At 50.5% G+C, this 26,107-nt stretch carries 27 protein-coding genes and 1 riboswitch; of the genes, 2 read left to right on the top strand and 25 right to left on the bottom strand.

The features are described from left to right. Positions 1-546: 546 nt before the first annotated feature. The 16 genes from DP119_RS01160 to DP119_RS01085 form a co-directional block, all read right to left on the bottom strand. A complete protein-coding gene (locus tag DP119_RS01160; protein ID WP_112230106.1) occupies positions 547-1,323 on the bottom strand; it encodes a sulfite exporter TauE/SafE family protein in 777 nt (258 codons plus the stop codon). Between the two features lie 230 nt (positions 1,324-1,553). After that, a complete protein-coding gene (locus DP119_RS01155) occupies positions 1,554-2,111 on the bottom strand; it encodes a carbonic anhydrase (RefSeq protein WP_112230104.1) in 558 nt (185 codons plus the stop codon). Then, on the bottom strand, positions 2,108-3,787 hold the full coding sequence (locus DP119_RS01150; RefSeq protein WP_112230102.1) for a SulP family inorganic anion transporter: 1,680 nt from the start codon (positions 3,785-3,787) through the stop codon (positions 2,108-2,110). The genes DP119_RS01155 and DP119_RS01150 overlap by 4 nt, the downstream gene beginning before the upstream one ends. Before the next feature lie 201 nt (positions 3,788-3,988). Beyond that, positions 3,989-4,216 carry a sulfurtransferase TusA family protein gene (locus DP119_RS01145; RefSeq protein WP_068870419.1) on the bottom strand — a complete coding sequence of 76 codons (228 nt, stop codon included), beginning with the start codon at positions 4,214-4,216 and terminating at the stop codon, positions 3,989-3,991. 280 nt (positions 4,217-4,496) lie between these two features. Then, the gene (locus DP119_RS01140) at positions 4,497-5,618 is read right to left on the bottom strand and encodes an MBL fold metallo-hydrolase (protein WP_112230101.1); all 1,122 of its coding nucleotides are present in this window, start codon (positions 5,616-5,618) and stop codon (positions 4,497-4,499) included. 103 nt (positions 5,619-5,721) lie between these two features. Further along, complete coding sequence (locus tag DP119_RS01135; protein ID WP_068870422.1) at positions 5,722-6,279, bottom strand: sulfurtransferase TusA family protein; 558 nt, start codon at positions 6,277-6,279, stop codon at positions 5,722-5,724. Between the two features lie 44 nt (positions 6,280-6,323). Next, the gene (locus DP119_RS01130; protein ID WP_068870424.1) at positions 6,324-6,620 is read right to left on the bottom strand and encodes a rhodanese-like domain-containing protein; all 297 of its coding nucleotides are present in this window, start codon (positions 6,618-6,620) and stop codon (positions 6,324-6,326) included. Positions 6,621-6,638: 18 nt separating this feature from the next. Continuing rightward, positions 6,639-7,004 carry a rhodanese-like domain-containing protein gene (locus DP119_RS01125; protein ID WP_112230099.1) on the bottom strand — a complete coding sequence of 122 codons (366 nt, stop codon included), beginning with the start codon at positions 7,002-7,004 and terminating at the stop codon, positions 6,639-6,641. Positions 7,005-7,033: 29 nt separating this feature from the next. Next, positions 7,034-7,513 (bottom strand): DsrE/DsrF/DrsH-like family protein, encoded by a 480-nt coding sequence (locus tag DP119_RS01120; protein WP_112230097.1) that lies wholly within the window; start codon positions 7,511-7,513, stop codon positions 7,034-7,036. A gap of 159 nt (positions 7,514-7,672) precedes the next feature. Beyond that, complete coding sequence (locus DP119_RS01115) at positions 7,673-7,933, bottom strand: metal-sensitive transcriptional regulator (RefSeq protein WP_068870429.1); 261 nt, start codon at positions 7,931-7,933, stop codon at positions 7,673-7,675. A 173-nt stretch (positions 7,934-8,106) separates the two neighbouring features. Beyond that, the gene (locus tag DP119_RS01110; protein ID WP_112230095.1) at positions 8,107-9,210 is read right to left on the bottom strand and encodes an MBL fold metallo-hydrolase; all 1,104 of its coding nucleotides are present in this window, start codon (positions 9,208-9,210) and stop codon (positions 8,107-8,109) included. A 32-nt stretch (positions 9,211-9,242) separates the two neighbouring features. Beyond that, positions 9,243-9,629, bottom strand: a complete 387-nt coding sequence (locus DP119_RS01105) for a DUF302 domain-containing protein (protein WP_112230093.1) — start codon at positions 9,627-9,629, stop codon at positions 9,243-9,245. A gap of 140 nt (positions 9,630-9,769) precedes the next feature. Further along, entirely contained in the window at positions 9,770-11,149 is a 1,380-nt protein-coding gene (locus DP119_RS01100; RefSeq protein WP_112230091.1) for an SLC13 family permease, read from the bottom strand. 11 nt (positions 11,150-11,160) lie between these two features. Continuing rightward, the gene (locus DP119_RS01095; protein ID WP_112230089.1) at positions 11,161-12,663 is read right to left on the bottom strand and encodes a tripartite tricarboxylate transporter permease; all 1,503 of its coding nucleotides are present in this window, start codon (positions 12,661-12,663) and stop codon (positions 11,161-11,163) included. Positions 12,664-12,678: 15 nt separating this feature from the next. After that, positions 12,679-13,137 carry a tripartite tricarboxylate transporter TctB family protein gene (locus DP119_RS01090; protein ID WP_112230086.1) on the bottom strand — a complete coding sequence of 153 codons (459 nt, stop codon included), beginning with the start codon at positions 13,135-13,137 and terminating at the stop codon, positions 12,679-12,681. 122 nt (positions 13,138-13,259) lie between these two features. Continuing rightward, on the bottom strand, positions 13,260-14,267 hold the full coding sequence (locus tag DP119_RS01085; protein ID WP_112230084.1) for a tripartite tricarboxylate transporter substrate binding protein: 1,008 nt from the start codon (positions 14,265-14,267) through the stop codon (positions 13,260-13,262). A gap of 225 nt (positions 14,268-14,492) precedes the next feature. On the opposite strand from DP119_RS01085, the gene DP119_RS01080 reads away from it, so the two are divergent. Further along, positions 14,493-14,705, top strand: a complete 213-nt coding sequence (locus DP119_RS01080; RefSeq protein ID WP_112230082.1) for a hypothetical protein — start codon at positions 14,493-14,495, stop codon at positions 14,703-14,705. Positions 14,706-14,815: 110 nt separating this feature from the next. On the opposite strand, the gene DP119_RS01075 is transcribed toward DP119_RS01080, so the two are convergent. The 8 genes from DP119_RS01075 to DP119_RS01040 all read right to left on the bottom strand — a co-directional run bounded on the left by DP119_RS01075 (position 14,816) and on the right by DP119_RS01040 (position 22,350). Continuing rightward, complete coding sequence (locus DP119_RS01075; RefSeq protein ID WP_112230080.1) at positions 14,816-15,484, bottom strand: response regulator; 669 nt, start codon at positions 15,482-15,484, stop codon at positions 14,816-14,818. Continuing rightward, positions 15,484-17,076 carry an ATP-binding protein gene (locus tag DP119_RS01070; protein ID WP_112230078.1) on the bottom strand — a complete coding sequence of 531 codons (1,593 nt, stop codon included), beginning with the start codon at positions 17,074-17,076 and terminating at the stop codon, positions 15,484-15,486. The genes DP119_RS01075 and DP119_RS01070 overlap by 1 nt, the downstream gene beginning before the upstream one ends. A 149-nt stretch (positions 17,077-17,225) precedes the next feature. Further along, positions 17,226-17,672 (bottom strand): OsmC family protein, encoded by a 447-nt coding sequence (locus DP119_RS01065; protein WP_112230076.1) that lies wholly within the window; start codon positions 17,670-17,672, stop codon positions 17,226-17,228. A gap of 17 nt (positions 17,673-17,689) precedes the next feature. Then, positions 17,690-18,628: a carbohydrate kinase family protein gene (locus tag DP119_RS01060; protein WP_112230074.1), complete on the bottom strand. Its 939-nt coding sequence runs from the start codon at positions 18,626-18,628 to the stop codon at positions 17,690-17,692. A gap of 186 nt (positions 18,629-18,814) precedes the next feature. Next, positions 18,815-19,645, bottom strand: a complete 831-nt coding sequence (locus DP119_RS01055; RefSeq protein WP_112230072.1) for a MetQ/NlpA family ABC transporter substrate-binding protein — start codon at positions 19,643-19,645, stop codon at positions 18,815-18,817. Between the two features lie 12 nt (positions 19,646-19,657). Continuing rightward, positions 19,658-20,329 carry a methionine ABC transporter permease gene (locus DP119_RS01050; RefSeq protein WP_101191632.1) on the bottom strand — a complete coding sequence of 224 codons (672 nt, stop codon included), beginning with the start codon at positions 20,327-20,329 and terminating at the stop codon, positions 19,658-19,660. Further along, positions 20,319-21,332 carry a methionine ABC transporter ATP-binding protein gene (locus DP119_RS01045; RefSeq protein WP_112230070.1) on the bottom strand — a complete coding sequence of 338 codons (1,014 nt, stop codon included), beginning with the start codon at positions 21,330-21,332 and terminating at the stop codon, positions 20,319-20,321. Before DP119_RS01045 ends, DP119_RS01050 begins: the two co-directional genes overlap by 11 nt. Before the next feature lie 70 nt (positions 21,333-21,402). Then, a riboswitch (SAM riboswitch) is annotated at positions 21,403-21,509 on the bottom strand. Between the two features lie 46 nt (positions 21,510-21,555). After that, positions 21,556-22,350, bottom strand: coding sequence for a carbon-nitrogen family hydrolase (locus DP119_RS01040; RefSeq protein ID WP_112230068.1), 795 nt, complete (start codon positions 22,348-22,350; stop codon positions 21,556-21,558). 85 nt (positions 22,351-22,435) lie between these two features. Here DP119_RS01040 and DP119_RS01035 point away from each other — a divergent pair, with 85 nt between their 5' ends. Next, the gene (locus DP119_RS01035; protein WP_112230066.1) at positions 22,436-23,611 is read left to right on the top strand and encodes a pyridoxal phosphate-dependent aminotransferase; all 1,176 of its coding nucleotides are present in this window, start codon (positions 22,436-22,438) and stop codon (positions 23,609-23,611) included. A gap of 83 nt (positions 23,612-23,694) precedes the next feature. On the opposite strand, the gene DP119_RS01030 is transcribed toward DP119_RS01035, so the two are convergent. Continuing rightward, positions 23,695-25,974, bottom strand: a complete 2,280-nt coding sequence (locus DP119_RS01030; protein WP_112230064.1) for a purple acid phosphatase family protein — start codon at positions 25,972-25,974, stop codon at positions 23,695-23,697. Positions 25,975-26,107: the final 133 nt, after the last annotated feature.

Raw genomic sequence — 26,107 nt, 5'->3', positions numbered from 1 at the left:
CAGAGCTTCGCCTTGGTATTCGCCGCCCGGCTTTGGGTTGGCCTCTCGCCATAAGCCAAGAAGAGCACTTGTCTTATTGCGTCGGCTCACCCTTGGCGCTCGGCGGCTTGGAGATTTCGTTGTGTCGAAACTGTTTAAGTGGATCTGCTTTTGCAGTCCGTTGCCGGCTGATGGGGAAATCGCTTCCCGAGACGCGGCGCCTGGTCCTGTGATGCTCCAATCAGAAAGTTTGATGTATTTTAGTTGGCGGAGACCAGCATAACCTTATTCTTTGACCTGGCTGAAGCAAGCGACAGAATACGATGCATCTCCACACCGTCTGTTTTGTGAGCTGAAGAAACGATTTTCCACTCTCAAACCAGAAGTCGGAGTGGAAGGGGGGCGACGCCTGGGGGACCGAGCGGGCTGGCAAGACAAAGGTGGCGTTTTTTGCCACCTTGGCCGGGCACCCGCCCCCCGGAAAGCAGCCATTGGAGCGCAGTTGAAAAGCGGAAACTTTTCTACTCACTAAAAAAGCTTCCGGCAGCTGCCGGAAGCTTTTCGCTCTTATAGAATATCAAGCCAGATTTTGATTGCTGTACCTAAAATCAACAGCGACAAGATCCATTGCAATACTTTGGTGTTCGCTTTTTGGCCCACTTTTGCGCCGATCGGGGCGGCGATGATGCTCGCTACGATCATGACTGCAGCCGGCCCGTACAGGATCTGGTCGGTGACGATTTTACCGACCGTTGAACCGATGGACGAGATGAATGTGATCGCCAGTGAAGTCGCGATGGTCATGCGAGTTGGAATCCGCAAGACGACCAGCATGATCGGCACCAGAATGAAGGCGCCTGCTGCACCGACAATCCCTGCCGCGATCCCGACGATGAACGCCAGGCTTGCAGCAATCCATTTGTTGAACGTCACTTGATCTGCCGGGATGTCATCCAAGCCTTTTTTCGGGATGAACATCATGACGACTGCGATAGTCGCCAGAATGGCATAGACGATGTTGATGGCGGACTCGGATAAGAGTGTCGAACCGTAACCGCCGATAAAGCTCCCGACTAGAATGGCGCCGCCCATATAGGCAATGAGGGATTTATTCAAATACCCGCTGCCCCGGTATGCCCATACCCCTGCGATCGTTGCAAAGAATACCTGGATGGCGCTGATGCCTGACACTTCATGTGCCGAAAATGCCGTATACCCCAGCATGACCGGAATATACAAAAGCATCGGATACTTGATGATGGATCCGCCGATTCCGACCATTCCTGAAATGAAGGAACCGACAAAGCCGATCAAGAAAATAACAATCATAAAATCAATACTCATGGAAACTCACCTTTCTGAAAAAGCCCTATGCTTTTTCTTGCCTCTATTTAATGTCACTCCCTATTATACCCCCTGGGGTAAATTTGCAAAGTGATTTTGCTTAAAAAATGGAAACTTTACACTTCTGCAATCATTTCGGAGTCAAGCTGAAACATAAAAAAGTGCTTGAAATATAAGAAATCAGCTATCTTCTTTAAAAGAAAACCTGCTAATTTCTTATATTCCAAAAGCTATGTTGGATAGATCTGTTCCAGTTCACCGGTTTCGACATGGAAAATGCATCCGGAAATTTCAACGCCTTTTCCATATTGCCGATAGACCGGATGCTGCTGCAATCGCTCCACTTGGCTGAGCACGTTCAATTTTGACAGCTCATCAAGGGTCGGTTCGCCGCCGCCAGTTTTCTCCGGCAAGCCTCTCCTGATATAAGCCAGCCATTTTTGCAGTTCCGGCTCTTCATTGCCTTCCCAAGCGGCTTTTACGCCACCACAGCCTGTATGGCCTTTGACGACAAGCTTCTTGACGTTCAAATGGAGGATTGCATAATACAAACTGGCAGAGAAGCTTTCGTCTTCTTCCACCACTTGGTTGGCGATGTTGCGATGGACGAACATGTGCCCAAGCGGCATCTGCATGATGACGGATGGGCTGACGCGCGAATCACTGCATGACAGCAAGAAGTATTCAGGCGTCTGCCCTTTCTTCAATTCATCGAAATAGGATGGGTCCTGAGCCTTGATTTTTTGGATGAACTCTTCGTTCTGCTTTTTCAGCTCCGCACTTTTCACTGCCGCTCCTCCTTGCCCTTGATTGAAGACAATGCATCTTCAATGCTCATATAATGGATGCTGCCGCCGTATTTACGTTCCCAATCCGCACGTTTCAGGACATCCAATACCGTATTCTTGATGCCTGAGAAGACCATTTCCACTTTGCCGGACTGGCATTGCTCCATCAGGTCTTCAAGCGCATGGATTGCGACGGCATCAATGGAATTGACACTGGAGAAATCGAAGACGACCCATTTCGTCTCGGGTTTTTCTGCGAGCCTTTTGCAAAGCTGCTCTTCCAAAAACGTCATATTGGCGAAATAAAGCGAGGCATCTACACGGAAAATGAGAATTTCGGGATCCGTCTCGGCATCCGGATACCGATCCGTATTGCGGTACACGTCTTCTTCCGGCAAATAACCGAGTTCGGCTACGTGCGGGTAAGCGCTGCGGCGGATAAAGACGAGCAAGGAAAAAATCGCCCCTGCAATGATGCCCTGCTCGATGCCGATCAATAATGTCGCCAGGAACGTCAATAACCATGTCAGGCCATCCACTCTATTCACTTTGAACAGGTATTTCAGCTCTTTGGCATCGATCAAGCTGTAGACAGCGACCATGATGATCGCAGCCAGCACTGCATTCGGCAAATAGTAGAACAAGCCTGTAAAGAACAACAAGGTCAGGATGATCAGCAAGGCGGTGATGATCGATGCGAGTAGTGTCCGCGCCCCCGCCTGATAGTTGACGGCAGACCGCGAAAACCCTCCTGTTACGGGATAGCCTGCGAAAAAGGAGCCCCCGACATTGGCCAAGCCGATCCCGATCAATTCACGGTCGGGATCGATCTTGTACTTTTCTTTCGCTGCGATCGCCTTAGCCATTGCAATCGATTCCATATACCCGATAAACGAAATCGTCAAGGCAATCGGCACTAGCGCTATCAATGCATCCATCTGAAAGGCAGGCAAGGATGAAGACGGCAAGCCGGCAGGCACTTCCCCGACGATTTTCACCCCTAGGCCGTTCAGATTGAAAAGATAGACAGCCAAGATGCTCAATACAACGACCACTAGCGGGCCTGGTATTTTCTTGACGTATTTTTTCATGAGGATCAACAAAACGATACTGCCCACGCCAATGGCCAATGTTGCAGGATTGATTTCCCCGGCACGCCGAATCGTTTCACCGATAATCAGGAAGACGTTTTTATCGGCTTCCAGGCTGACGCCGATCAAATGCTTCAATTGGCTGAGGCCGATAATGATGGCAGCCGCAGACGTAAATCCGCTGATGACTGCATGGGACAGGAAATTGACGACGAAGCCAAGCTTGAAGACGCCCAATAGCAGCTGGAACACCCCGATCATCAGCATCAGCAACAGCGCCAGGGAGATGTATTCGTCCGTGCCCGGTTCCGCCAATAGCGAGACACCGGACAGTACCAGCAAGGAGACCATCGCCACCGGCCCGACAGCGAGCTGCCTCGATGTACCGAACAATGCGTAAATGATGAGCGGGACCGTCGAGGCGTAAAGGCCGATCACCGGCGGCAATCCCGCCAGCATCGCATAAGCCATCCCCTGCGGAATGAGCATGATGGCGACGATCAAGCCAGCATTCAAGTCACCGCTCAAATCTGATTTTTTGTAGCTGCCCAGCCACTCAATAGCCGGAATCCATTTTTTCAACACAATTACCCCCTCCTATCGAATAAGCAACGCTTGTATGGCATGCCTATGCAATGAAGCATGAACGCCCATCGCAAAAGCCTATTCTGCAGGAGGGATACAGCCGCATCAGCTCCCGCCGTTCCGGTCATTTTTGCATTGTGTCAACAATTTCAGCTAAAAAACGGTAAAAAGAAAAGGACATCATTCGATGCCCTTCACTCTTCAGCCCTTTTTGATCCAGAACTTCAGCACGTCGCCATCGACTTGCTGTTCCAAGAGCTCGTGGCCGCCTGATTTTGCCCAAGCAGTCAAATCTGCTGAAGCGCCTTTATCTGTTGCTTGGATTTCCAAGACTTGCCCGGAATCCATGTCTTTCATTTCTTTTCTTGTTTTTACGATCGGCATTGGGCAAGCCAAGCCTTTTGCGTCTAGTACTTTATCTGCGTTCATCAAAATCTCTCCTTTAGAATGTTTTATTATAGTTACTTGCTATATAAGTCTAAATGCAATTTCACTACAGTCGATATTCCACAAAACAGCTAGCTTTCCTGGGGGCTCGCGCTGAACTAATTCGGGCTAGGCGCCCGAATGGATTTCAGCACTTCGCTGCTCCCCAAGGAGTCTGCGCTGTTTTGTTACATATCTATTTGACTATCTCAGATGAAAGCGACCGCCTGGATTGATTTCATCGCTCTTTTTGACTCTTTATCCAATTCGTAATCGGTAAAACTTAACGTACGGCGCAGCGGTTCGGGCCGATTTCCATTTCACGTTGCATTTCGTTTTCTGGTGTAATCTTGCCCATATTGGTTTTGCGGATATCTTCGTAAGCATTCGGCTGCGGTGGCAAGTTTTTCGTTACCATATCGCGGAATTCCTGCTCATCTTCGATATTCAAGCCGTGGTTTTCGTTGAACAAGTCGCCCAATTTTTTGGCGACGCTACCGTCTTCGTTCAACTCATCCATGATCATGAAGTGAGCCGGCAGAACAGACAATTCGTTTGCAAGCGCCTGGTAGCGGCTGTATAGGGATTCGCGCAAATCACCGACCCAGTCTTCCGCTAGTCCTGCAAGGTCCGGGCGTCCGATGGAATCGATGAACAGGATATCGCCTGTCATCAAGTATTGATCATCGACGATAAATGAAGTCGAACCGATGGTGTGTCCTGGCGAATAGAGCGCTTCGACTTTCGAGCTGCCAACTACTGCTTCGAAGCCACCTTCAAGTGGTGTATATTCGAATACCACTTCTTCAGCATCAGCCGGCGGCAAGTAATACGTAGCGCCTGTCGCTTGTGCGATTTTGCGGCCGCCTGAGATATGGTCTGCATGAAGATGTGAATCGAATACGTGCTTGATTTGTGCGCCTTTTTCCTGCGCGAAGTTCAAGAAGACATCCGTCATGCGAGTCGCGTCAATGACTGCCGCTTCCACGCCGGAAATCGCCATGTAAGACAAGCAGCCTTTGCCGATGCGGACGAATTGGTAAAGCTCTCCGCCATCGTTCAAATCGCCGACTTTCACCGGCTCCAAGTGCTCGCTCCATGCTTTCATGCCGCCTGACAGGTAAGCCGTTTCCACGCCTTCATCTGCAAGCATATCTGCGACCATGATGGAAGATCCTTCTTTGGCACAGACAACCAAAATATCGCGGTCTTTCGGCAATTGATCGATGACTTCTTCAACGCCGTCTAATAAATCAAAATATGGGATGTTCAAGTACTGGATGTTGCCGCCTTCGATTTTCCAATCGGCGAATGCGTCGCCGTTGCGGACATCAAGGATGAACAATGGTTCGTTATCAATTACTTTGCGGGCTACTTGCGCCGCGGTCATTGCTTTTACTGACATCTATTAATTACCTCCCGGGGTATTTTTTATTTCAAAAAAAATTAATGCCTATATTTCTCAAGCTTGCATAGAACATTCCGGCTTGGTGCCAGGACTGGCCCGATTACTCGGTTTTGCCAGTCCAATCACGCATGCCTGGTACCACATTGTACAAGTTTTTAAAGCCTTTTTTCGCCATCATATCGCCAGCAACTCCGCTTCTGCGGCCTGAATAGCAGATGATGTAAATTTCTTGGTCTTGATCCAATTCGTTCATGCGGTTTTCCACTTCACCGAGCGGAATATGCTTGACGCCAGGGATATGCGCTTCATCGTATTCTTCTTGCTCGCGAACATCCAAAATGTTCAACGAATCACCGTTTTCAACCCGTGCTTGAAAATCAGCGAGTGATACTTCAGGGATTTCAATCGTCTCTTCTACTTCATTTGCGCCGTCTTTGCGCAAATAATGAAGCAAGACGTCTCCTTCTGTTTCCGTGCCGATGTATTCGTGGCCTGAGCTCTTTGCCCATGCCTGCAAATCGGCTGTTGACCCTTTATCGGTTGCCTGGACTTCCAGCACATCGCCGGAAGCCAGGTCTTTCATCGCTTTTTTCGTCTTAACGATCGGCATTGGGCATGCAAGCCCTTTAGCGTCCAATACTTTATCTGTTTGAACCATTAATCATTTTCCTCCTTTTATAAATCAGTGCCTGCGGCTGAAGATTACTCGGTGTCGCCTTCCCAGTCCAACATCCCGCCGTCCATATTGATGACGTTATAGCCGCGGTCTTCAAGAAAGCGGGTCGCCTGTCCACTGCGGTTGCCCGAACGGCAGACCATGATATGCTCTTTTGATTTATCGATATCCTGCAAACGGAATTCCAACAAGCCTAATGGAATGTGCTCAGCTCCAGGAATTTTTCCTGCAGCGACTTCTTCCGTTTCGCGCACATCGATCAGCGATGCCTCGGGGTTGTTTTTGATGTATTCCTGAACTTCTTGTGTAGTCATGCTTTTCATGTTAAATTCCTCCTCAAATTATCCGCGGTAACTGCTCATTCCGCCTCTGATATTCACTATATTGGTAAACCCGTTTTTCTTCAATAATTGGCTCGCTCTGCTGCTGCGCATGCCGCTTTGGCAGATGACCAGCGTTTCTTTGTCCTTCGACAATTCATTTACACGCTTCGGCAAATCATTCAATGGAATGTTCTTGAAGCCCTTAATATGGTTAGCCTTGAACTCTGCAGGCGTCCGGACATCGATATACTGCTTGTCCTTCTTGCCGAGTGCAGGTTTCAGTTCGTCAGTGGACATCGTCTTGATTCCTTTAGTCGGGGCAGTAAAGCGGGAGATCGCGAAATAGGCAATGATCCCGACTGCAATCCATAGCAACCATTCCATTTATTCTTCATCCTTTCCACGTTTGGGAGTTAGATAAACAAGTTGACGTTGCCGTCTTCTGCGTCGCCAAGATAAGCAGCTACGCCAGCGTATTCGATTTCATCCAAGAGCTCTTCTTTTTGCAAGCCGAGAAGATCCATTGTCATCGTGCAGGCAACCAATTTAATGTCTTGCTCCTGCGCCATCTCGATCAGGTCCGGCAAAGGCATTGCGTTATGCTTTTTCATGACTTGCTTGATCAGTTTCGGGCCCATGCCCCCGAATTGCATATTGGAAAGCCCAAGCTTATCGGCTCCGCGCGGCATCATTTTCGAGAACATCGTTTCGAGACGGCCTTTTTTGATGGCTGGCGGATTTTCTTTGCGCAATGCGTTCAATCCCCAGAACGTATGGAAAATGGTAACTTCGTGATCATAAGCCGCTGCTCCGTTTGCTATGATGTAAGCGGCCATTGCTTTGTCATAGTCTCCGCTGAAAAGTACGATTGTTGTCTTCTTTTGTTCTGCCATTCTGTAAATCCCTCCAATAATTACCCCTATGGGTATATTTTATTCCAAAAAAAAGAACGTTTTATAGTGGCGCCGCACTCTTTCTAATACCCTATAGGGTATATTAAAGCATCTATTCTACTATGTCAACAGCAAACTTCTTTTTTCTTTTATACTGCCTTATCGGCTTTTTACGAGAAGCTCGACCGCTTCTTTCACGACGTCTTCTGTATTTTCGCCTTTTTGCAGACTGTCGCGCACACAAGATTGCAGGTTTTCACTGACAATGACTCCGATCGTCCGGTCCACTGCGCTTCTCACTGCCGAAAGCTGGGTCACTACATCACGGCATTCACCGTCTGCTTCGACCATTTTGATGACGCCGCGCAATTGGCCTTCGATCCGCTTGAGGCGGTTTTCAATCTTTTTATCGTATTCCATCAGACAAGCCTCCTGTTCAAAATATATATTGAAGTTGTTATGTTCAATAATATACCCCTTAGGGTATAATGTCAAACGAAAAACTCACTGGGTATTTTTCGCTTTGCCTGATGTTAGTTTAACACGGAAAGTCCCCGCCAATACAGCGGGGACCTTTATATAGCCGGCACTGCTTAGACTGCGCAGTTGTTCGGGCCGGTTTCCATTTCTTTTTGCTCGTCTTCCGACGGGGTGATTTTCCCCATGTTCGTTTTACGGATATCTTCATAGGCGTTCGGTTGCTCTTTCAAGTTTTCCGTCACCCGCTTGATGAAGCGTTCTTCATCATCAATATTGAGCCCTTCGTTTTGCTTGTACAGCTCACTGAGTTTCTTGTGGACACTGCCGTCCTCGTTCATTTCTTTGATGTCGGCATAATGGGCAGGCAAAACGATCAGTTCTTTCGGCAAATTATCGTAGCGTCCATAAAGGGTTTCATGCAGGTCTTCTGCCCAATCTGTCGCTTTCCCTGCAAGGTCCGGACGGCCGATTGATTCAATGAACAAAATATCGCCTGTCAGCAAGTATTCATCGTCGACGATAAATGAGGTGCTGCCGATCGTATGGCCAGGCGAATAGAATGCCTTGATCTTGGCTTTTCCTACTTCCACGGTTGTTCCGTCTTCAACTGGTTCATAACCGAATACCACTTCATCTGCGTCTTCCGGTGGCAAATGGTACTGTGCGCCGAATTGTTCGGCCAGTTTTCTGCCTCCCGAAATGTGGTCGGCATGGAGATGGGTATCCAACACATGAGTGATTTTCGCCGAATGCTCTTTTGCGAAGTTTTCATACGGTTCGGTCATTCGTGCCGCTTCGCCATCCGATTCGACCAAGTAAGACAAACAGCCCTTGCCGACACGGACAAATTGATAGATGGCGCCCCCGCTCTTCAAGTCCCCGATTTTCACCGGTTCCAGCTGCTCGCTCCAGGATGCCATCCCGCCTTCAATCGAAATGACGTTTTCAAAGCCTTGATTCTGCAGATATTCGGCCGCTTTCTTCGAAGTATTGCCTTTCGCGCACATCGTGTACAACGGTTTTTCTTTCGGCAGCTTGCCGATTTCTTCACTGCTTTCTTCTATTTTATTGAACGGAATATTATGCAGCTCGACATTGCTGCCTTCTACATGCCAATTCTCCACATCTTCTTTACTGCGGACATCGAGAATGGCAACAGATTCATTGTTCATCACTTTCTCTGCAATTTCTTCAGCAGATGTAAATTTGATTGCCATGAGAAAATCCCTCCATTTAATAGTTTTGAAGCCTAGGCGGTCCGGTCGATACAGCCGATCAGGCGGTTTTCGATATCTGCAGCCACTTCATTCAACTTGCCGCCATCCTCTGCCATGCCGATCAACGATGTTGGCTTCGGCATGCCGATCTTCGTTTCTTCCCCTTCTTTATAGACGACAATTTTACATGGCAGGAAATAGCCGACCATCAAGTTTTCAGAGAGTACCGTATTCGCTTCTTTCGGGTTGCATACTTCCAGGATCTTATACGGGGTGTCGAAGTCCTGTCCCTTCTCCTGGAGCTTTGCCGTCAAATCAAAATTCCATAAGACGCCGAACTTCTCTTCTTTCAAGTTTTCCTCGAGTGATGCCACTGCTTCTTCTACAGATTTACTCGTAGTCACTGTATAATCGAACATTTTTCTGCCTCCTCTTGTTTAAAACGCTTCTAGCATTACCCTACCCCCTATTCATTCAGCTAGACATACCGGCCCTTCACAGAAAAAAAGGCCAGCCTTTATTTTTAAAGGCTGGCCTTACTATTTGCGCGCCCTCTTCATCACCAGATGAAAATGGCAAAAAGAATGGCGATTCCCGTCATTACCGCACTCGAAAAACCGCCCACGAGCAATTGTTCGCGCTGGGAAAATGCCCCTTTTTGAAAAGCCAAAAAAGTAGTGGGGGAATGGATCGGCAAGATGGTGACGCCCCCGATGATCATGATCAATAAAAACGCCATCGGCAAAATCGATAAACTTAATATTTCTGCAAAACTGACGATGATCGGAAAAATGACAATCATCGAAGTGGAAGGCACGACAAACAGAAAGCGTAAGATGAAGATGAGAAAAGCGACAAATATAATATTTCCCGCCTGCCCCACCCCCGGCGGCAGCAATTGGATTAATTGGCTTGCCAGCACACCCGCCGTTCCGTTTTCTTCTATTAAATAGCCGAGCGAAAAGGAAGCTCCGAGCAATAGGAAAGTTTCCCAATCGTAATCCCGGACGAGCCGGTCATCGACTAGCCCGTTCACCGGCAATGCATAATAGGCAAGCAGCAGGAAAGGCGCCACGATGAGCGGAATCTGTTCCTGATCGATGACGATCCAGCTGATGATCATGGCGAAAAACGGGATGATCACCCACCAGAAACGTTCCGGCAAGCGGGCGGCAGGCGTGAATTCCATCTGTTCCATCTGAAGCCCTATACCGCTGTGCCGTTTGAAAAAGAACCAGACACCGAAACTGACCAACAGCAGCGACAGCCAAAGCGCCGGTGCAATGCGAACGAACCAGCCGAGCCAGGAGATTTGGATACCCCCGAAATCACTCAGCAATTGAGCCGCGAGAATCGGGAACCCACCGCCCGTGAAGACAATCATCGTCGAGTTCTGGTTCATCATGCCGATGACATAAAAGCTGAACTGGCGGAACAGGCTTCTCTTGCCGAGCGCGAAACGGTCGTTCACTTGCTCGATGATCGGCTCAAGAATGCGGAACCTGGCGACAGCGGAAGGCAGCAGGATCGGCAAAAAGACGATCAATAGCGGCAAGCCGACCAACAGCCGCTGGACTTTTCCTTTGCTCATTTTCAATAGTACGCCGACAAATACTTGATCGGCTTTCGCTTTTACCAGCACTTTGGAAATCAAGGTCAGCGCCAGGATGAAATAAAGCGCATCCGACAGAAAACCGGCAAAAGCCTGCTCCGGCTCCTCCGTCAAACGGAAAAGCAGCAGCAGGCCAAGCACCAGAAGACTCGAAGCAGCGAGCGGCATGGCGCTTACCGTCCACAAACCGATGGCGATGCCAAGCAATAACAGCGTCAGTTTCTGGTCATCCGTATAAGCATCCAATAAACCGAACGCCCATAAGAGGGCGAATGCGGCGGCCAGCAGAAAAGCAAGAATACGCGGCACTAGCTTAGAGTTTCTCACTTTCCCACCCCTTAACGTTGTTTATATGCCAGCCTATTGCTTCTCCATTTCAGGAATGCCGGAACCAATAGTGAAACGAGTGCGACCAAGAGCAGGGATAGCGGCAATGGGCTATCGACAAAAATGCTCAAGCTGCCATTGGAGATGGTCATGGATTGGCGGAAAGCCTGCTCCATCATGCCGCCAAGGATAAAGGCCAGGATGAAAGGCGGTGCGGGGAATGAAAAGATCCGCATCGCAAATCCTAATGCGCCGAATACCAGCAGCATGTATAGGTCAAAGACGTTGAAGCTGATCGAATAGACCCCGATCAAACTGAACATGATGACGAGTGAAATGAGCAAAGGGCGCGGAATGCTCAAGATTTTTGCCAAATATGGAATCAGTGGCAAGTTCAAGATCAACAGGAAGACGTTCCCGAGATACATCGAAGCGATGATGCCCCAGAAGATTTCCGGGCGGTCGGTCATCAACAGCGGACCAGGTTGTACGCCTAGCACCAGGAACGCGCCCAACATGACAGCCGTCGTCCCCGAACCTGGAATACCCAAGCTCAACAGCGGGACGAACGCGCCGCTTGTCGCGGCGTTATTGGAGCTTTCCGGTGCTGCGAGCCCTTTGACGGAACCTTTCCCGAATTCTTCAGGATTTTTAGCGATCCGTTTTTCGAAAATATAACTGATGAAAGAAGCGATTGTCGCCCCTGCCCCCGGCAAGACGCCGAGCAAGAAGCCGACGAACGACTGGCGGCTGACTGGCCCGCTCATTTCTTTCAAGTCCGCCTTGGACAGTTTCAGGCTACCCAGTTTCTGGTCGTCGCTTAAGCTGCGGTTTTTCCGGTTCAGGATAAGCATGCAGACTTCAGCGACTGCAAAGAGGCCGAGTGCGATGATCAAAAAGTCGAACCCGTCGAACAGGTTGACGTTCCCGAATGTGAAACGCTGTGTCCCTGTCTGGGGGTCGATGCCGATCGTAACGACCATGAAACCTGCGACCGCTGCAATCATCGCTTTGATCGTCGAGCCTTCAGAAAGACTGGATATCGCGGTTAGGCCCATGAACATCAAAGCGAAATAAGCTGGCGGCCCGAACGAAATCGCTACACTTGAGAGTGCTGGAGCGAGCAACATCAGCATGACAACCGAGACGGTGCCTCCGACGAATGAAGAAATCGCCGCAATGGCCAACGCCTTTCCGGCCTTTCCTTGCTGGGCCATTGGATAGCCGTCGAAAGCTGTAGCGACAGTACCCGAAATTCCCGGTGCATTCAACAGGATCGAAGAAGTCGACCCCCCGAACACGGCCCCGTAATAGACGCCCGCCATCATGACGAGTGCCGGTGCCGGATCCATCCCGTATGTAATCGGGATCATGATCGCGATGGCGCTGATCGGGCCAAGCCCTGGCATCATCCCGATCAAGGTACCGACGACAACGCCGATCAGCACGAACATAATCCCTTCTAGACTTAAGGCAACTTGAAAACCGGTCATTAGACCTTGAAATGCATCCATATGGAAGCTCCCTCCTTAAAATGGCAAGATGCCGCGCGGCAATACGATCCCCAGCGCGAAAACGAAAATAGCATACATAACAATCGGGAACAGAAGAGAGACCAATATATTTGTCTTCCATGCTCTATAACCTAAAAACCACGAACAGAAGAAAATGAACAATGCCGTCGTGATGATGAAGCCGATCGTTTCAAACAATAGAATATAGACAAAAATCATGGCGAATACTGCGGCAATGACCCCCAGTTCTTTTTTCGGGATATTGCGCTTCGCCTTTTCCGCATCCGTTTCCGCTACACGGGAAAAGAACAGGAAAACGGACAGCACCAATAACAAGATGCCCAAGCCCTTCGGAATGACATCCGCATCGATCGGGGCATATTCATAATTGGGCAATTGAAAACTTAAATATAGATAGACGGCCGCAACAATGAAAAGCAGCAGCCCTAATTTCCGATTTATGCTTGCTAGCAAACGAAACGCCTCCTTTTAACTGAAAAGAGAGAAACCGAATGCCAAAGATCCGGTTTCACTTGTTGACTTTTTTACTTTTGAACTGCTTAGGCAGCTGTAATTTCTTTTATTAAGTAATTGTATTATTGGCCTAATCCGATTTCCTCGAGCAATGCGGCAATTTCTTCTTTCTCGCCTTCGAGGAATTCGTTATATTCTTCACTGCCCATGTACATTTCGTTCCAGCCGTACTTCTCGCGGACTTCTGCAAACTCTTCGGATTCACTCAATTCCTGGAATTTAGCTTCATAATAATCGACTGCTGCCTGGTCCATGCCTGGAGGCCCGAAGAATCCGCGCCAGTTGACGAAGCTTTCATCGATGCCCTGCTCGATCGCTGTCGGGAATTCGGAAAGCACTTCCCCTTCCATGCGTTCTTCCGCCGTTACACCCAGAACCTTGATATTGCCCGCACGCACTTGTTCGATCGTTTCGCCGACACCTGTGGAGAAGACATCGACTGAACCGTTGAGAACCGCTGTCAAAGCGCCGCCTTCCTGGTCAGAAACGTATTTGATCTTTGTCGGGTCAACGCCTGCCGCTTTGGCGATGCGGACAAATTGCATATGGTCCATGCTTCCTGGAGCGGATGTGCCGATAACAGTGACGCTTTCCGGATCATCTTTCATCTGGTCGAATAGGTCGTTCAAATCTTCGAATTCGCTATCTTCACGGACAGCAAACGCGCCGTAGTCGGCAATCATGTTGGCAAGCGGCGTAAAGTCTTCATGGCCGTGTTCCGATTGGCCGTTGAGCGGCACGAACATCAATGGCGGTGAAGCGACGAACATGCTGTGGGCGTCGCCTTCTTTACCGTGGACATAAGCCCAGCCAATTGCCCCGCCGCCGCCTTCACGGTTGATGACGGTCATGTTCTCATCGATGATTCCCGTTTCGCCGAATACACGGGCAACTTCGCGGGCTGTCGTATCCCAGCCGCCGCCTGATCCTGCCGGTGCTACCATTTCAATTGTTTTCGATGGTTCGAAGCTTCCGCCTTCTCCCCCTGTATTAGCCGTATCGTCGGATCCGCAACCCGCGAATGCCAAAGCGCTCATCGTCAAGACGCTTGCAAAAATCGTTTTCTTCATGTTATTTCCCCCTCAGTTCAAGTAGTTTTCTTATGTGTTGAAGTATAACTGCGAATTTTCAGAATGTAACCGTTTACAAAATAAGCTGTATAAAGGATTTTTTGAACATTTTGTTCATAAAGTTCACCAGGAAGTTGGTATTTTACTGATATTTCATTTATAGGAAACAGAAGGGAATTGTGCTAGGGTATATATAGTATTGAATGAATATTGAGGAGGCTGAAAATGAAACGCATCACAGCCATTACTCCCGGCATGGCGGCCTTTGTGCTCGGCATCACATTATTTCTTGCCATCGGGATCGCAATTACCGCACAAAGCTATTTCAGCTATGTAGAAGTGACCGAAGCGGCTGATCGTTGCTATGATCTGGGCGGATTTCCCGAAATCGAAAAAAGCGGTTGGCAAATGACCCATTTCGAATGCCGCACCGACTGATTGCCGAAAACGAAACGACCACGCAAAAAAGCAACTCCCCTATACAGGGAAGTTGCTTTTTTGAAAAATCTAGAGAGGTATGTCTGCCAGAACGCAGCACCGGTTCTCTTTCATTTAACGAAGTATTTCCGTTCCGGCCTTCCGACAATCCCGTAACCGAGCTCAGCGTAGCAATCGTCCGTCGACACCAAATATTCCAGATAGCGCCTGGCGGTCGTGCGGGAAGCGCCCATCTCTTCGCCCATTTTCTCGGCTGTTACCCCATCTTCGTACTGCGCCAACAATTTCTGCACTTTCTGCATCGTCAGCGGGTCGATGCCCTTGACCGCTGGCGCTTCTTTTTTGACGGCCTTGACGCCGAACAGTTCATCCAAATACTCCTGGCCGATGGTTTCTTGGCTTGCCAGCTTTTCCCTGTCTTTCCGGTATTTTTCGATGGTCGCAGTGAACTGGCCAAGCTCGGCAGGCTTGATGATGATGCCTTTTACCCCTTTGCGCAGTGCCGTTTCGATATACTCCCGCTCGTTCGCTGCCGACACGAGGATGATGTCGGTCTCCGGGCTTTCTTTCCTTAACTCATCGATCAGCTCAATACCTAGCCCATCCGGCATGTAATTATCCAATAGCACCAAATCCGGACGCTCTAGCTTGACCGCCGCCAGCGTCTCTGCGCAATCTTTCGCTTTCGCTGCCAGTTCCACTTGTTCAATCTTCGCTAAAAATTTCTCGTGCACTTGCGCGACACGGAAATCATCTTCTGCAATCACTACCCGCAGCATTATGCCACCTCCATCGTTTTTTTCGGGATAAAGACGCTGAATATCGTCCCGCGCTGCGGCGTGGAATCCACCTCGATCCAGCCCGCCAAATCTTCGACCGCTTGTTTGACGATCGCCAAGCCGTAGCCCCTATCCGCTTTTTCCAGTTTCGTGGAGAATCCTTGCGTGAAGAATTGATCGAGGTTGCCGGTTTCGATGCCGCGCCCGCTGTCCTGCACTTCAATGACCAAGTCGTTGCCGATGTCGGTGATGAAGAAAGACACTTCTTTCCGGTCGCACGATTCGACTTCCTCGATGGCATTGTCGATCAAATTCCCGACAATGTGAATGACTTTGGAAATATCGACATGAGCAGGCAATTTGGCGAGCGAGCTGTTTTCGTCCACTGACAGCTCGACTTTCGCTTCGGAAGCTTTCCCCATTTTGCCAAGCAGGATCGCCTGGACTTTCTTATCTTCGATATGATTCAGCGTATGCTTCGTCTGTTTTTCATGATGATTCGTCTCTTGCTGGATCAGCCGGACCGCTTCTTCGGTTTCCTCCAATTGCAGAAGCCCGGATATGGCGTAGAGTTTATTGGCGTATTCATGCGTTTGCGCCCGCAGGCTTTCGGAGTATTGGCGGATTTCCGACAGGGTTTCCAGCACTTCCTGCACTTCCGTTTTTTCACGGAATGTCGAAACGGCACCGGCCATTTCCCCTTCTGCCCAAATCAGCTTTTGGTTGACGATAAAAACAATGCCGCCAATGAGGATTTCTTTATTCTTCCAGGAATTCCCCGTTTTCAAGGTTTCGCCCATCCTAAGTTCCGGCAGGATATCATCCGCCGGAGTGTGCAGAAAACTTTGGTCCATGGCAAGCATCTTTTCTGCGGAACTGTTCAGTTCGGTGATGCGGCCGTCTTTATCGATGGCGATGACCCCTTCGATAATCGATGACAGCAAAGCTTCCCGGTCCTGATACAAACGGGCGATTTCACGGGGTTCGAGCCCCAGCGTATCTTTCCGGATATTCCTCGCGAGCAATATGCTGCCAAGTATCCCGATGACGAGCGTCAATAACGCCAATGACATCACGTCCATGATATTGCCGAAAATGATCGCTTCAATATCTTCGATCATATACCCTACTGACACCACACCGATGACCCGCCCGTCGCCATCATAGATCGGCGCTTTGCCGCGCAGGCTTCTGCCGAGCGAGCCGAATGCTTCGGACACATAGACTTTGCCATCTTGGAGAGCGCGCTCATTATCACCCCCGACCATTCTTTTGCCGATTTTGTCGGGATCCGGATGCGAATATCGGATGCTCTCCCTATTGCCGATGACGATGAACTCTGCGCCCACCTGCTTGCGCAAATATTCAGCGAGGGGCTGGATTTGCAGTGCCGGCTCCTCATCATCCATCGCCTCGACGATCGTCGGCATGGCCGAAATGCCGATCGCCGTTTCCTGTGCCCGCTGGCCGATGTTCTCTTTGATTTCCGCAATTTCCTGATAGCTCAAAATCCCGCCGAACACCACTGTCGTCAACAGCACAAGCGAAGTCGTCAACAGGATGATTTTTGTCTGCAGCGATAGTTTTTTCATGTCACCCGTCCCCTGTATAGCCCATTTTTCATTAGATGTAGTCTACCATATCCCGAAACGTCCGGAAGAAAAAATTCTTAGAATCATCTAAAAACACCATTTCCCAAATAAAAAACCCTGTTCTCCAAAATGGAAATCAGGGCTTGTCGTTATGCTTTTGTAATATCGGCTTCCAGTTCGACTGCGACATTGCCTTGGATGGCGCGCGTGATCATGCAGGAAGATTCCGCTTTTTCCGCGAGTTTGCGGGCCAGTTTGAATTCCTTCTCCCCTGCCGCTGCCGGCAAGACGACTTTCGGGCGGTGGATGATTTTTTTATAAGTGATGACGCCATTTTCTACTTCCACGATTCCTTCCGATTCCATCGTCAGCGACTCTTTCGCCAGCTTGCTGCGCTCCATCATCGCCGCAAGCGTGATGATATAGCAGGTCGCTGCCGCCCCCAGCAGCATCTCGTCGGGATTGGTGCCGACCCCTGGGCCATCCATTTCGGGTGGAATCGAGACTTGCGTCTTTAAATTCCCCGATTCGATTGTCCCGACATCATTTCGGTTGCCGGGCCAGTCTGCCGTTAAATGAAAACTATGCAAAGCCATTGCTGTTTCCTCCTCTTCTATTCCCAGTCTTCCATATCTTCGCTTCGAGGCATCGCTGTGATGGCTCCCGCCCGCGTTGCACAAAGCGCCCCCAGCTTATTGCCGAATCCAGCGCAAGCAATCAGTTCTTCCCGGTCTTCCGGCATGCCGTTCAAATGGACATGGCGGATGATGCCTGCCATGAATGCATCGCCGGCGCCCGTCGTATCTACAGGCTTGACCGGCACGACCGGTACATGGACCGTCTCGTCTTTGAATACCGCGTGCGTGCCATGCTCACCATCCGTGACGAAAACGACAGGAAGCCCGTAAGCCTTCAGGCGCTCGATTCCTGCTTCCAGCGAATCAGCTTCCATGAGGAATAATAATTCTTCGACGGTCAGTTTCAGGATATCCGCCTGCGGCAAAAAGCGCAGGACGGTCTGACGGCACAACTCTTCACTTTCCCAGCGCAGCGGCCGGATATTGACGTCATACGAACAAATTACGCCGTGAGACTTGGCCAATTCCAAAGCCTGGGCCGTCGTTTCACGCGCTTCCGGGTGAAACAGCGTCCCTGAGCAAAAATGGAACAGGCTCGCGGATTCGAACGCTTCTCCCGCCAACTCGCCAGCCTTCACTTGCAAATCAGGCGTTTCATTATCATAGGAAGCGAAGACGCGGTCGTTCGTTTCCGTTAAATGAATGTATACCCCACTGATGCGCTTTTCAGGATGTTTGATTGAATGTGACAAATCGACACCTTCCGCCCGCAGCGCCTGGCAGAAAAAGTCCGAAATCTCATCGTCGCCGGTGATCGTGATGAATGCCGACGGTACTCCGAGGCGGCTGACGCCGGCCGAGACGTTGACGGTGGCGCCCCCGAGATATAGATCGAATAGATCATTGTTTTTGGTCGTTGCGATATAGTCGACAAACGCGTCGCCGTAAGTCAGGACGTGCCTGTTAGCTTCCATAATCCTCTCCCTTTCTCCAAAGAACCCTTAGCTGCAGCTTTGTTTGCAGCAGCCTGTTGAAATTCACTTTCCCTATTATTTCAGCAGGAAACGGGCAGGGCAAGGAAAAAGCCTGAAAAGCGCGTCACAATGGTATTTCACATAAAAAAACAGCCGGAGAAAAATCTCTCCGGCTGGGCTCTCCGATTATTCAGCCATCCACTCCGGTTTTCCGAAGCCTTCGAATTGCTCATCGATGACCGTTTCAAATTCTTCCGACTCGACGATCTCGACCAAATCCGCCGCGAGTTCACTGTCTTCATTTTCGGCTGTAACGGCTACGACATTGCGGTACTGGTCCGGCATGTTCTCGAGCGCCAACGCATCAAGCAGGTCCATATCCGCTGCGAGCGCGAAGTTTCCCGGAACGGCTGCAAGGTCCGTGCCTTCAACCGCACGCGGCAATTGCCCCGCTTCAATCGGCTGGAACACCAAGTTCTTCGGATTTTCCGTTACATCGCGTTCAGACGCCTGGAGCACTTCCGCTTCCGGGTCAAGTTCGACCAACCCTTCGTCCTGCAGCATCAATAATGCACGTGCACCGTTGACGGGATCGTTCGGAATCGCGATGGTCGCCCCGTCGGATACCGCATCCAGTGAATCGAATTCATTGGAGTAGATGCCCATCGGCGCGGTCGGGACCGTGATCAATGCGCTCAAATCCATATCGTTTTCTGTTTCGAAGTTCTCCAAGTACACCGTGTGCTGGAACAAGTTCGCATCGATTTCCCCGTTGTTCAGCGCATTATTCGGCTGGATATAATCGCTGAATTCAATCGTCTCGACCGTATAGCCTTTTTCTTCAAGTGCAGGCACGATCGCTTCGTTCAGCATGTCGCTATAAGGGCCGGCTGTCGCACCGAGCTTGATGTCTTTCGACGCTTCGCCGCCTTCCGTCGTTCCGGTATCCGCTTCTTCTCCGCCGCATGCGGCCAGTGCCAGCGCGCTCGCTGCCAATATCCATGTAAGTTTCTTCATGTCCTTCTCCCCTTATCGTTTATCGAGTTTTTTGGCTGTAAAGTCGCCGGCCTGTTGAATCAATTGGACGAGCACGATCAAAATGACGACTGTCACGATCATGATCGTATTATCATATCGGTAATAGCCGAAGCGGATCGCCAAATCGCCGATGCCGCCGCCCCCGACGACGCCCGCCATCGCGGAATAGGCGATGAGGCTGATGACCGTCAGCGTAATGCCTTGGATCAGGCTCGCTTTCGCTTCCGGCAACAGCACATCTTTGATGATCATCCAAGGCGTCGCACCGACCGCGATCGCCGCTTCGATGACGCCTTTATCGATATCCCGCAGCGCCGTTTCCACAATGCGCGCGAAAAACGGAATCGCCGCCACCGACAAGGAAACGCTCGCTGCGACAGGCCCGATGGTCGTGCCGGTAATCAATTGCGTCAGCGGGATGAGCGCGACGAGCAAAATGATGAACGGAATCGACCGGACGATATTGACGACAAATCCGATGACGGAATTGACCGGGCGATTTTCCCAGAACAAGCCGCGGTCTGTGATGAACAATAAAATGCCGAGCGGCAAACCGATGACAAGCGCAACGCCAAGCGAGATGCCGATCATGATCAAGGTCTGGTAAAACGCCACCTGGATTTCCGGCCATAACTCAATGATTCTTCCCCACTCAATTCCCATGGTCCATCACCTCCACAATCGCTTCACGCTGCTCCAGATAGTGAATCGCTTGACTCACTTCTGCTTGGCCGCCTTTTAGTTCCATGACAAAAATGCCGAGCGGCAATTCCTGGATGTATTCGATCGCCCCGTGCAGGAAATTCCCTTTGACCGGATAGCTTTGCAGCATATCGGAAATGATGCCTTCCCCGGCGACCTCGCCTTTGAATAATACTTTGACGATCGTGCCATCGCATTTCCCCAGGATTTCTTCCGGCACATTGAACGACACGACGCTCGAGATGAATTCCTTCGTCAACGCGGTCTTCGGGTCGGCGAAGGTATCGTAGACACGGCCTTCTTCGATGACGCGGCCGGCTTGCATGACCGCCATCCGGTCGCAGATTTCCTTGACGACGTTCATCTCGTGCGTAATCAATACAATCGTGATATTGAGCTTGCGGTTAATGTCTTTCAATAAGCGCAAGATTGATAAAGTCGTATTCGGGTCGAGAGCGGATGTCGCTTCGTCACATAATAGGACAGCCGGTTCATTGGCAAGGGCCCGGGCGATGCCGACGCGCTGCTTCTGCCCGCCGCTCAGCTGGGCCGGATAGACACCCCGTTTGTCCGACAAGCCCACCATTTCGAGCAGTTCATCGACGCGCGGGCCGATTTTCTTGCTCGGTGTGCCTGCTGCACGAAGGGCGAATGAAATATTCTCCGCGACAGTCTTTTGGCTGATCAAATAGAAATGCTGGAAGATCATGCCGATTTTGAGCCGCGCTTTCCGCAAGCCGTCGCCACGCAGCTTCGTCAAATCCTGGCCGCCCACTTTCACGGTGCCTGACGTTGGCCGCTCAAGTAAATTGATGCAGCGGATGAGGGAACTTTTTCCGGCGCCGGAATAACCGACGATGCCGAAGATTTCACCCGTCTTCACTTCCAAGGTGACATCATCGACGCCTTTTACCGTGCCGTGCTTGGTTTGATAAGTTTTGCTCAGTTGTTCGATTTGAATCATGCTGTCCACTCCCCCAGGCAAATAAAAAATGCCTCTTTTATCAAAAAGAGACATCGAAAATTAGAATTCCGACTTATCTTTCAGAATGGATTCCATTCTGCAGGACTTGGCACCTTCCCAATGGATGGGGGTTGCCGGACGTCATAGGGCCTTACCCTCAGTCTCTCTTGATAAGCGTGCGTATTTGGTTGTTTTCAATATTACCTGCATGGGTCCAGGATTGTCAATGCGATTTTTCAAACTTTTTGTACAATGGCACGCGGCGGTCATCGAAGACGGGGATGCGGCCCCGCACTTCCTCTACTTCCGCAAGATCGATGTCGATGTAGCCGATGCCTGGTTCCTGGCCCATGTCCATCCGCACTTCTCCCCACGGCGCGATGACCATCGAATGGCCGCCGAACTCATTTTTCGGATCGCTGCCGATGCGGTTTGCGGCGATGATGAAGCATTGGTTCTCGATTGCGCGCGCCTGCAGCAGGATGCGCCAATGATCGATGCGCGCAGCCGGCCATTCCGCAGGAACGAAGATGGCTTTCGCCCCGTTCAGCACTTGTGCCCGCAGCCATTCCGGAAAGCGGATGTCGTAGCAGATGACGCCGCCATAGGTCTCGCCGCCCATCTTGAACGTGCCGAGCGACTGGCCTTCCTCGAGGTGGATATGCTCGTCCATCAAGCCGAAGCGATGCGCTTTATCGTATTCCGAAACGAGTGCGCCCGTGTTGTCGACTACATACATCGTATTGTAGAAACCGTCCTTTTTCTTCGTCGACACCGATCCCCCGACGATATGGACGCCATGCTCTTTAGCGGATTGTTTCAGGAAGGCGGCAGTCCGGCCATTCCCGTCCGCGAGTGTATCCAGCTCGGTCAAGGCATAACCCGTGTTCCACATTTCCGGCAGGACAATGAGCTCTGCACCGTTTTCTGCCGCTTCTTCCAAGTATTCTTTTACGCGCTGAAAATTCGTTTCGGGGTCCCCGAAAGCGATATCCATCTGCACACAAGCGATCTTCATGTTCTCTCCCCCTGTAGACAGTTTAGTTTAAACTCTATAAGATTTGGTATAGATGTGCAATTATTTAGAAAACAAGGAGGATTCCATGGATTTTTCAAATCGCTTAACTAACCTTCCGGATCAATTTTTTGCCGCGCTTGTCGCGAAAGTTTCGAAAGCCGCCGATGAAGGGCGTGATGTCATCAACCTGGGCCAGGGGAATCCTGACCAGCCGACACCGCCGCATATCGTCAAAGCGCTTCAGGAAGCAGTGGCAGACCCGAAGACACACCGCTATTCGCCTTTTCGCGGGCTTGGCACTTTGCGCCAGGCCGCCGCGGATTTCTATAAACGGGAATACAATGTCGATATCGACCCGGACCTTGAAGTCGCCATCATGTCGGGCACGAAAATCGGCTTTGTCGAATTGCCGATCGCCCTTCTTGACCCGGGCGATTCGCTTCTACTCCCCGACCCCGGCTATCCGGATTACTTGTCCGGCGCCCCGCTTGCCGACATCGAACTTGATTTGATGGAGCTTGAGCAGGCAAATGGCTATTTACCGAACTATGACGCAGTGTCAGAGTCCATCCGCAAGCGCGCCAAACTCATGTATTTGAATTACCCGAACAACCCGACCGGCGCTACAGCGAACCAGGCGTTCTTTGACGAGACCGTCCAGTTCGCCAAGGAAAACGATCTTGCGGTAGTGCATGACTTCGCCTATGGCGGCATCGGGTTTGATGGGCAAAAACCGGTCAGTTTCCTGCAGTCAGAAGGCGCCAAGGAAGTCGGGATCGAAATGTATACCTTGTCGAAAACTTATAATATGGCCGGCTGGCGCATCGGTTTTGCGGTCGGCAATTCCAAGATGATCGAAGCCTTGAATTTGATCCAGGACCATTTGTTTGCCGGGATCTTCCCAGCTGTCCAGCTCGCTGCGGCTGAAGCACTCAATGCCAGCCAAGCATGCGTCGGCGAATTGGTCGAATTGTACGAAAAAAGGCGCCAAGTATTGGTTGATGAATGCCGCCGGATCGGCTGGAACGTGGAAGCGCCTAAGGGTTCGTTCTTTGCCTGGCTGCCCGTTCCGGAAGGCTTCACGAGCGTCGAGTTCTCCGATTACTTGCTCGACCGGGCGGATATTGCCGTGGCCGCGGGAAGCGGGTTCGGCGCTGGCGGCGAAGGCTTCGTCAGGGTCGGGCTATTGGTCGATGAACAGCGCATTGCAGAAGCGATCGGACGAATCGAGAAATTGGGCATTTTCGCTAAACAGGCATAGAAAAAGAAGGCATCGGCAGTGGCCCCTTAAAGTTAGATTTGAACTCTAACTTCTAGGGTGCACCACCATCACGCCTTCTTTTTTTATTTTTTATTAACCACCATTTCCATGTCCCAATACAAGTCGGAACTGAAGCGGTCGTCCTGGTGCACTTGTGCAGCCAGTACGTTCTCGCCTTCTTTCAGATGGGCGAGTGCCTCTTCATCCAAGTAGATGCGCTCAATCCGGTCTTCGCTGCCGACATCTTCATCGCTTACCGCTTCCTGGTAATCCTCGAAACCGAATTCGCCTGTCTCCGGCATATTGAAGCGCATGATTTCTTTTCCATTCAAATACAGGATGACCGCATCATCGACCCCGAAGTCCACATAGCCGAGATTGCCGATTTCTTCCGCGTTTTCCACTTCAAATTCCGTTCTGAAATATGTCAAAGCGATTTTTTCGGTCTCATCCCCGCCAAAGCCGACGAGCGTTTCGACAGGACCGAATTCCGGCCGTTCTTCATCTTCCGGGAAGCCTAACGGGCCAGCGCCTTGCGCCCAATCACTATCATCGAAACCGGCTTCAATCCAGTCTTTTTTCTGGTCGCTGCCATCGTCGAGATAGCGCCATTCACTGCCCGCATCGAGCAGCCGGGTTTCTTCATGTTCCACCAATTCGAATTCAATTGCCTTGCTTTCCCAGATTTTGTCGCCGTCTTTTACTTCCGCAAACACTTCCACTTTCCCTGGATCCGCACCTTCTGCAGCCACTACTTTCCCGTCCTTTACTTGAATATCGCCATCGCTTGTGCGGTATGTGACCGATTCGGGCGAAATATCATATTGCCCGCCTTCGACGTTTTCGCCTTTAAGCTTCAAATCCACTGCCGGGTAGAAGGAATTCTCTTCCGTAGCCAGCACGGTGCTGCTCGCTTCAAGTTCCACTTTCTCAAGCGCGGGCACGACTGTTTCAATGGACGGATCTTTGATGATTTCGTACTCGTCGACCAATTCATCGGTATCCGTCCGGTAAGTCTCAAAACGCAGGCGCGTCGGCTCCACTTGGATGTTCATGTAAGTCGGCACGCCCCATTGTTCACGGACCGCCGAATACGGCTCCCGTTCAGCCTGCATGCCATAGTACTTGCTGCCGCTCGCTGTACTGCCGGTGATATACAAGGTGCCTTCGGGATTGACCGGCACGTCGCCTTGCATCATATGATTTTTCAGCGGCTGGAAGTTTTCCATCTGATACGTTCTTACATAGGAATGGTCATGTCCCATCAGTACCGCGTCAAAGCCGATCTTGTCGATCGCCGGCACGAGTTCCTCCCGCAGGTTCAGCACCATCTCACTTTGCGAGTGGGCGGCGGCGCTATAGATCGAGTGATGGAAGACGAGGATTTTCCACTTCCATTCCTTTTCCTCCATCGCTTCAGCCGTTTCTTCCATGAACTGAATATGCTCTTCCGGATTCTGGCTGTTGGAGTTCAAGTTCATGAACAAGGTATCCCCATATGAGAAATAATAATTCCCGCCCGAATTATCATAATTTCCCAACTCCCAGTTTTCATTCGGCACATTGAAATGATAGGCGTAATGGTAGGTATCGTCATGGTTGCCTATGGTAGTCGCCGTCGGATAATTGCGCAGCGGCCCAGGCGCAAAATAGGCCGCATATTCTTTTTCTGAATAGCGGGCATCCACCTGGTCGCCTGCCGACAGGATGAAGCTTGAATCCGGGCTGCGGTCGATTGCTTGGCGCAAAGTCCTTTCCCAGCCTCTTTGATCTTCCGCAATGTCACCCGATGCCCCGATTTGCGGATCGGCGACCATCACGAATTCATAGGACGATGGATCTTGTGTCTTGAAATGAAAAGCTTGAGTCCAATTGCCGCGCCCATCCCCCAGACGGTACATATAATCCGATTCATCTTCGAGCTGGGTGATCACCGCTTCATGGGCAGAATAACCGTACGTTGCTTTTTTTAACGATGCATTGACCGTCACCGCCGCATTTTCCGGAAAATCTTCAGCTCCGGAAGGCACTTTTGCGTATTGCACCTGCCCGGCACGCGTTGTGCTCGGTGAATACCATGAAAAGTTCATCTCCGACTCGTCGCTCCCAGGCGCAAAGGCAATATGGGACGCAGGATAGAAATCATCCGGTTCACCACCTAAAAAGCCCCTGTCCATAAATAGCAGCGAACTGGAAAGATGCGAATGGAAGGCTTGGCGCTGTCCTTCCATCAATTGCGCTGCCCCGATTTCAAGTTCGCCTTCTGCCGCTTCGGCTTGCTGCTCTCCCAGTTGAAAAGCTGCGCTTCCCGCAACCATCGCCATAAGAAAATATCGCCCTGCATTCCGCCACATCGTCTTCATTTCCCCACCCCTTCATAAACAATCCGATCTATTGTTTTTCAAATATTCAGTAATTAAATCTTAGCATAATTCAATTGAACTAAAAAGAAACAAAATGTGAATATTTAGAACTAATTAAAAGGAATTGAAATTA

The sequence above is a fragment of the Planococcus maitriensis genome (genome assembly GCF_003289925.1).
GTDB lineage: Bacteria > Bacillota > Bacilli > Bacillales_A > Planococcaceae > Planococcus > Planococcus maitriensis.
The sequence above is the reverse complement of the archived record's forward strand: the minus strand, read 5'-3'. Positions and strand labels throughout refer to the sequence as shown.

Excerpts from the sequence above, each read along its gene's own strand:
- DP119_RS01160 (WP_112230106.1), bottom strand. The coding sequence starts at position 1,323 with ATGAGTATTGATTTTATGATTGTTATTTTCTTGATCGGCTTTGTCGGT.
- DP119_RS01145 (WP_068870419.1), bottom strand. The coding sequence starts at position 4,216 with ATGAACGCAGATAAAGTACTAGACGCAAAAGGCTTGGCTTGCCCAATG.
- DP119_RS01140 (WP_112230101.1), bottom strand. The coding sequence starts at position 5,618 with ATGTCAGTAAAAGCAATGACCGCGGCGCAAGTAGCCCGCAAAGTAATT.
- DP119_RS01135 (WP_068870422.1), bottom strand. The coding sequence starts at position 6,279 with ATGGTTCAAACAGATAAAGTATTGGACGCTAAAGGGCTTGCATGCCCA.
- DP119_RS01130 (WP_068870424.1), bottom strand. The coding sequence starts at position 6,620 with ATGAAAAGCATGACTACACAAGAAGTTCAGGAATACATCAAAAACAAC.
- DP119_RS01125 (WP_112230099.1), bottom strand. The coding sequence starts at position 7,004 with ATGGAATGGTTGCTATGGATTGCAGTCGGGATCATTGCCTATTTCGCG.
- DP119_RS01120 (WP_112230097.1), bottom strand. The coding sequence starts at position 7,513 with ATGGCAGAACAAAAGAAGACAACAATCGTACTTTTCAGCGGAGACTAT.
- DP119_RS01115 (WP_068870429.1), bottom strand. The coding sequence starts at position 7,933 with ATGGAATACGATAAAAAGATTGAAAACCGCCTCAAGCGGATCGAAGGC.
- DP119_RS01110 (WP_112230095.1), bottom strand. The coding sequence starts at position 9,210 with ATGGCAATCAAATTTACATCTGCTGAAGAAATTGCAGAGAAAGTGATG.
- DP119_RS01105 (WP_112230093.1), bottom strand. The coding sequence starts at position 9,629 with ATGTTCGATTATACAGTGACTACGAGTAAATCTGTAGAAGAAGCAGTG.
- DP119_RS01095 (WP_112230089.1), bottom strand. The coding sequence starts at position 12,663 with ATGGATGCATTTCAAGGTCTAATGACCGGTTTTCAAGTTGCCTTAAGT.
- DP119_RS01085 (WP_112230084.1), bottom strand. The coding sequence starts at position 14,267 with ATGAAGAAAACGATTTTTGCAAGCGTCTTGACGATGAGCGCTTTGGCA.
- DP119_RS01080 (WP_112230082.1), top strand. The coding sequence starts at position 14,493 with ATGAAACGCATCACAGCCATTACTCCCGGCATGGCGGCCTTTGTGCTC.
- DP119_RS01075 (WP_112230080.1), bottom strand. The coding sequence starts at position 15,484 with ATGCTGCGGGTAGTGATTGCAGAAGATGATTTCCGTGTCGCGCAAGTG.
- DP119_RS01070 (WP_112230078.1), bottom strand. The coding sequence starts at position 17,076 with ATGAAAAAACTATCGCTGCAGACAAAAATCATCCTGTTGACGACTTCG.
- DP119_RS01065 (WP_112230076.1), bottom strand. The coding sequence starts at position 17,672 with ATGGCTTTGCATAGTTTTCATTTAACGGCAGACTGGCCCGGCAACCGA.
- DP119_RS01060 (WP_112230074.1), bottom strand. The coding sequence starts at position 18,628 with ATGGAAGCTAACAGGCACGTCCTGACTTACGGCGACGCGTTTGTCGAC.
- DP119_RS01055 (WP_112230072.1), bottom strand. The coding sequence starts at position 19,645 with ATGAAGAAACTTACATGGATATTGGCAGCGAGCGCGCTGGCACTGGCC.
- DP119_RS01050 (WP_101191632.1), bottom strand. The coding sequence starts at position 20,329 with ATGGGAATTGAGTGGGGAAGAATCATTGAGTTATGGCCGGAAATCCAG.
- DP119_RS01045 (WP_112230070.1), bottom strand. The coding sequence starts at position 21,332 with ATGATTCAAATCGAACAACTGAGCAAAACTTATCAAACCAAGCACGGC.
- DP119_RS01040 (WP_112230068.1), bottom strand. The coding sequence starts at position 22,350 with ATGAAGATCGCTTGTGTGCAGATGGATATCGCTTTCGGGGACCCCGAA.
- DP119_RS01035 (WP_112230066.1), top strand. The coding sequence starts at position 22,436 with ATGGATTTTTCAAATCGCTTAACTAACCTTCCGGATCAATTTTTTGCC.
- DP119_RS01030 (WP_112230064.1), bottom strand. The coding sequence starts at position 25,974 with ATGAAGACGATGTGGCGGAATGCAGGGCGATATTTTCTTATGGCGATG.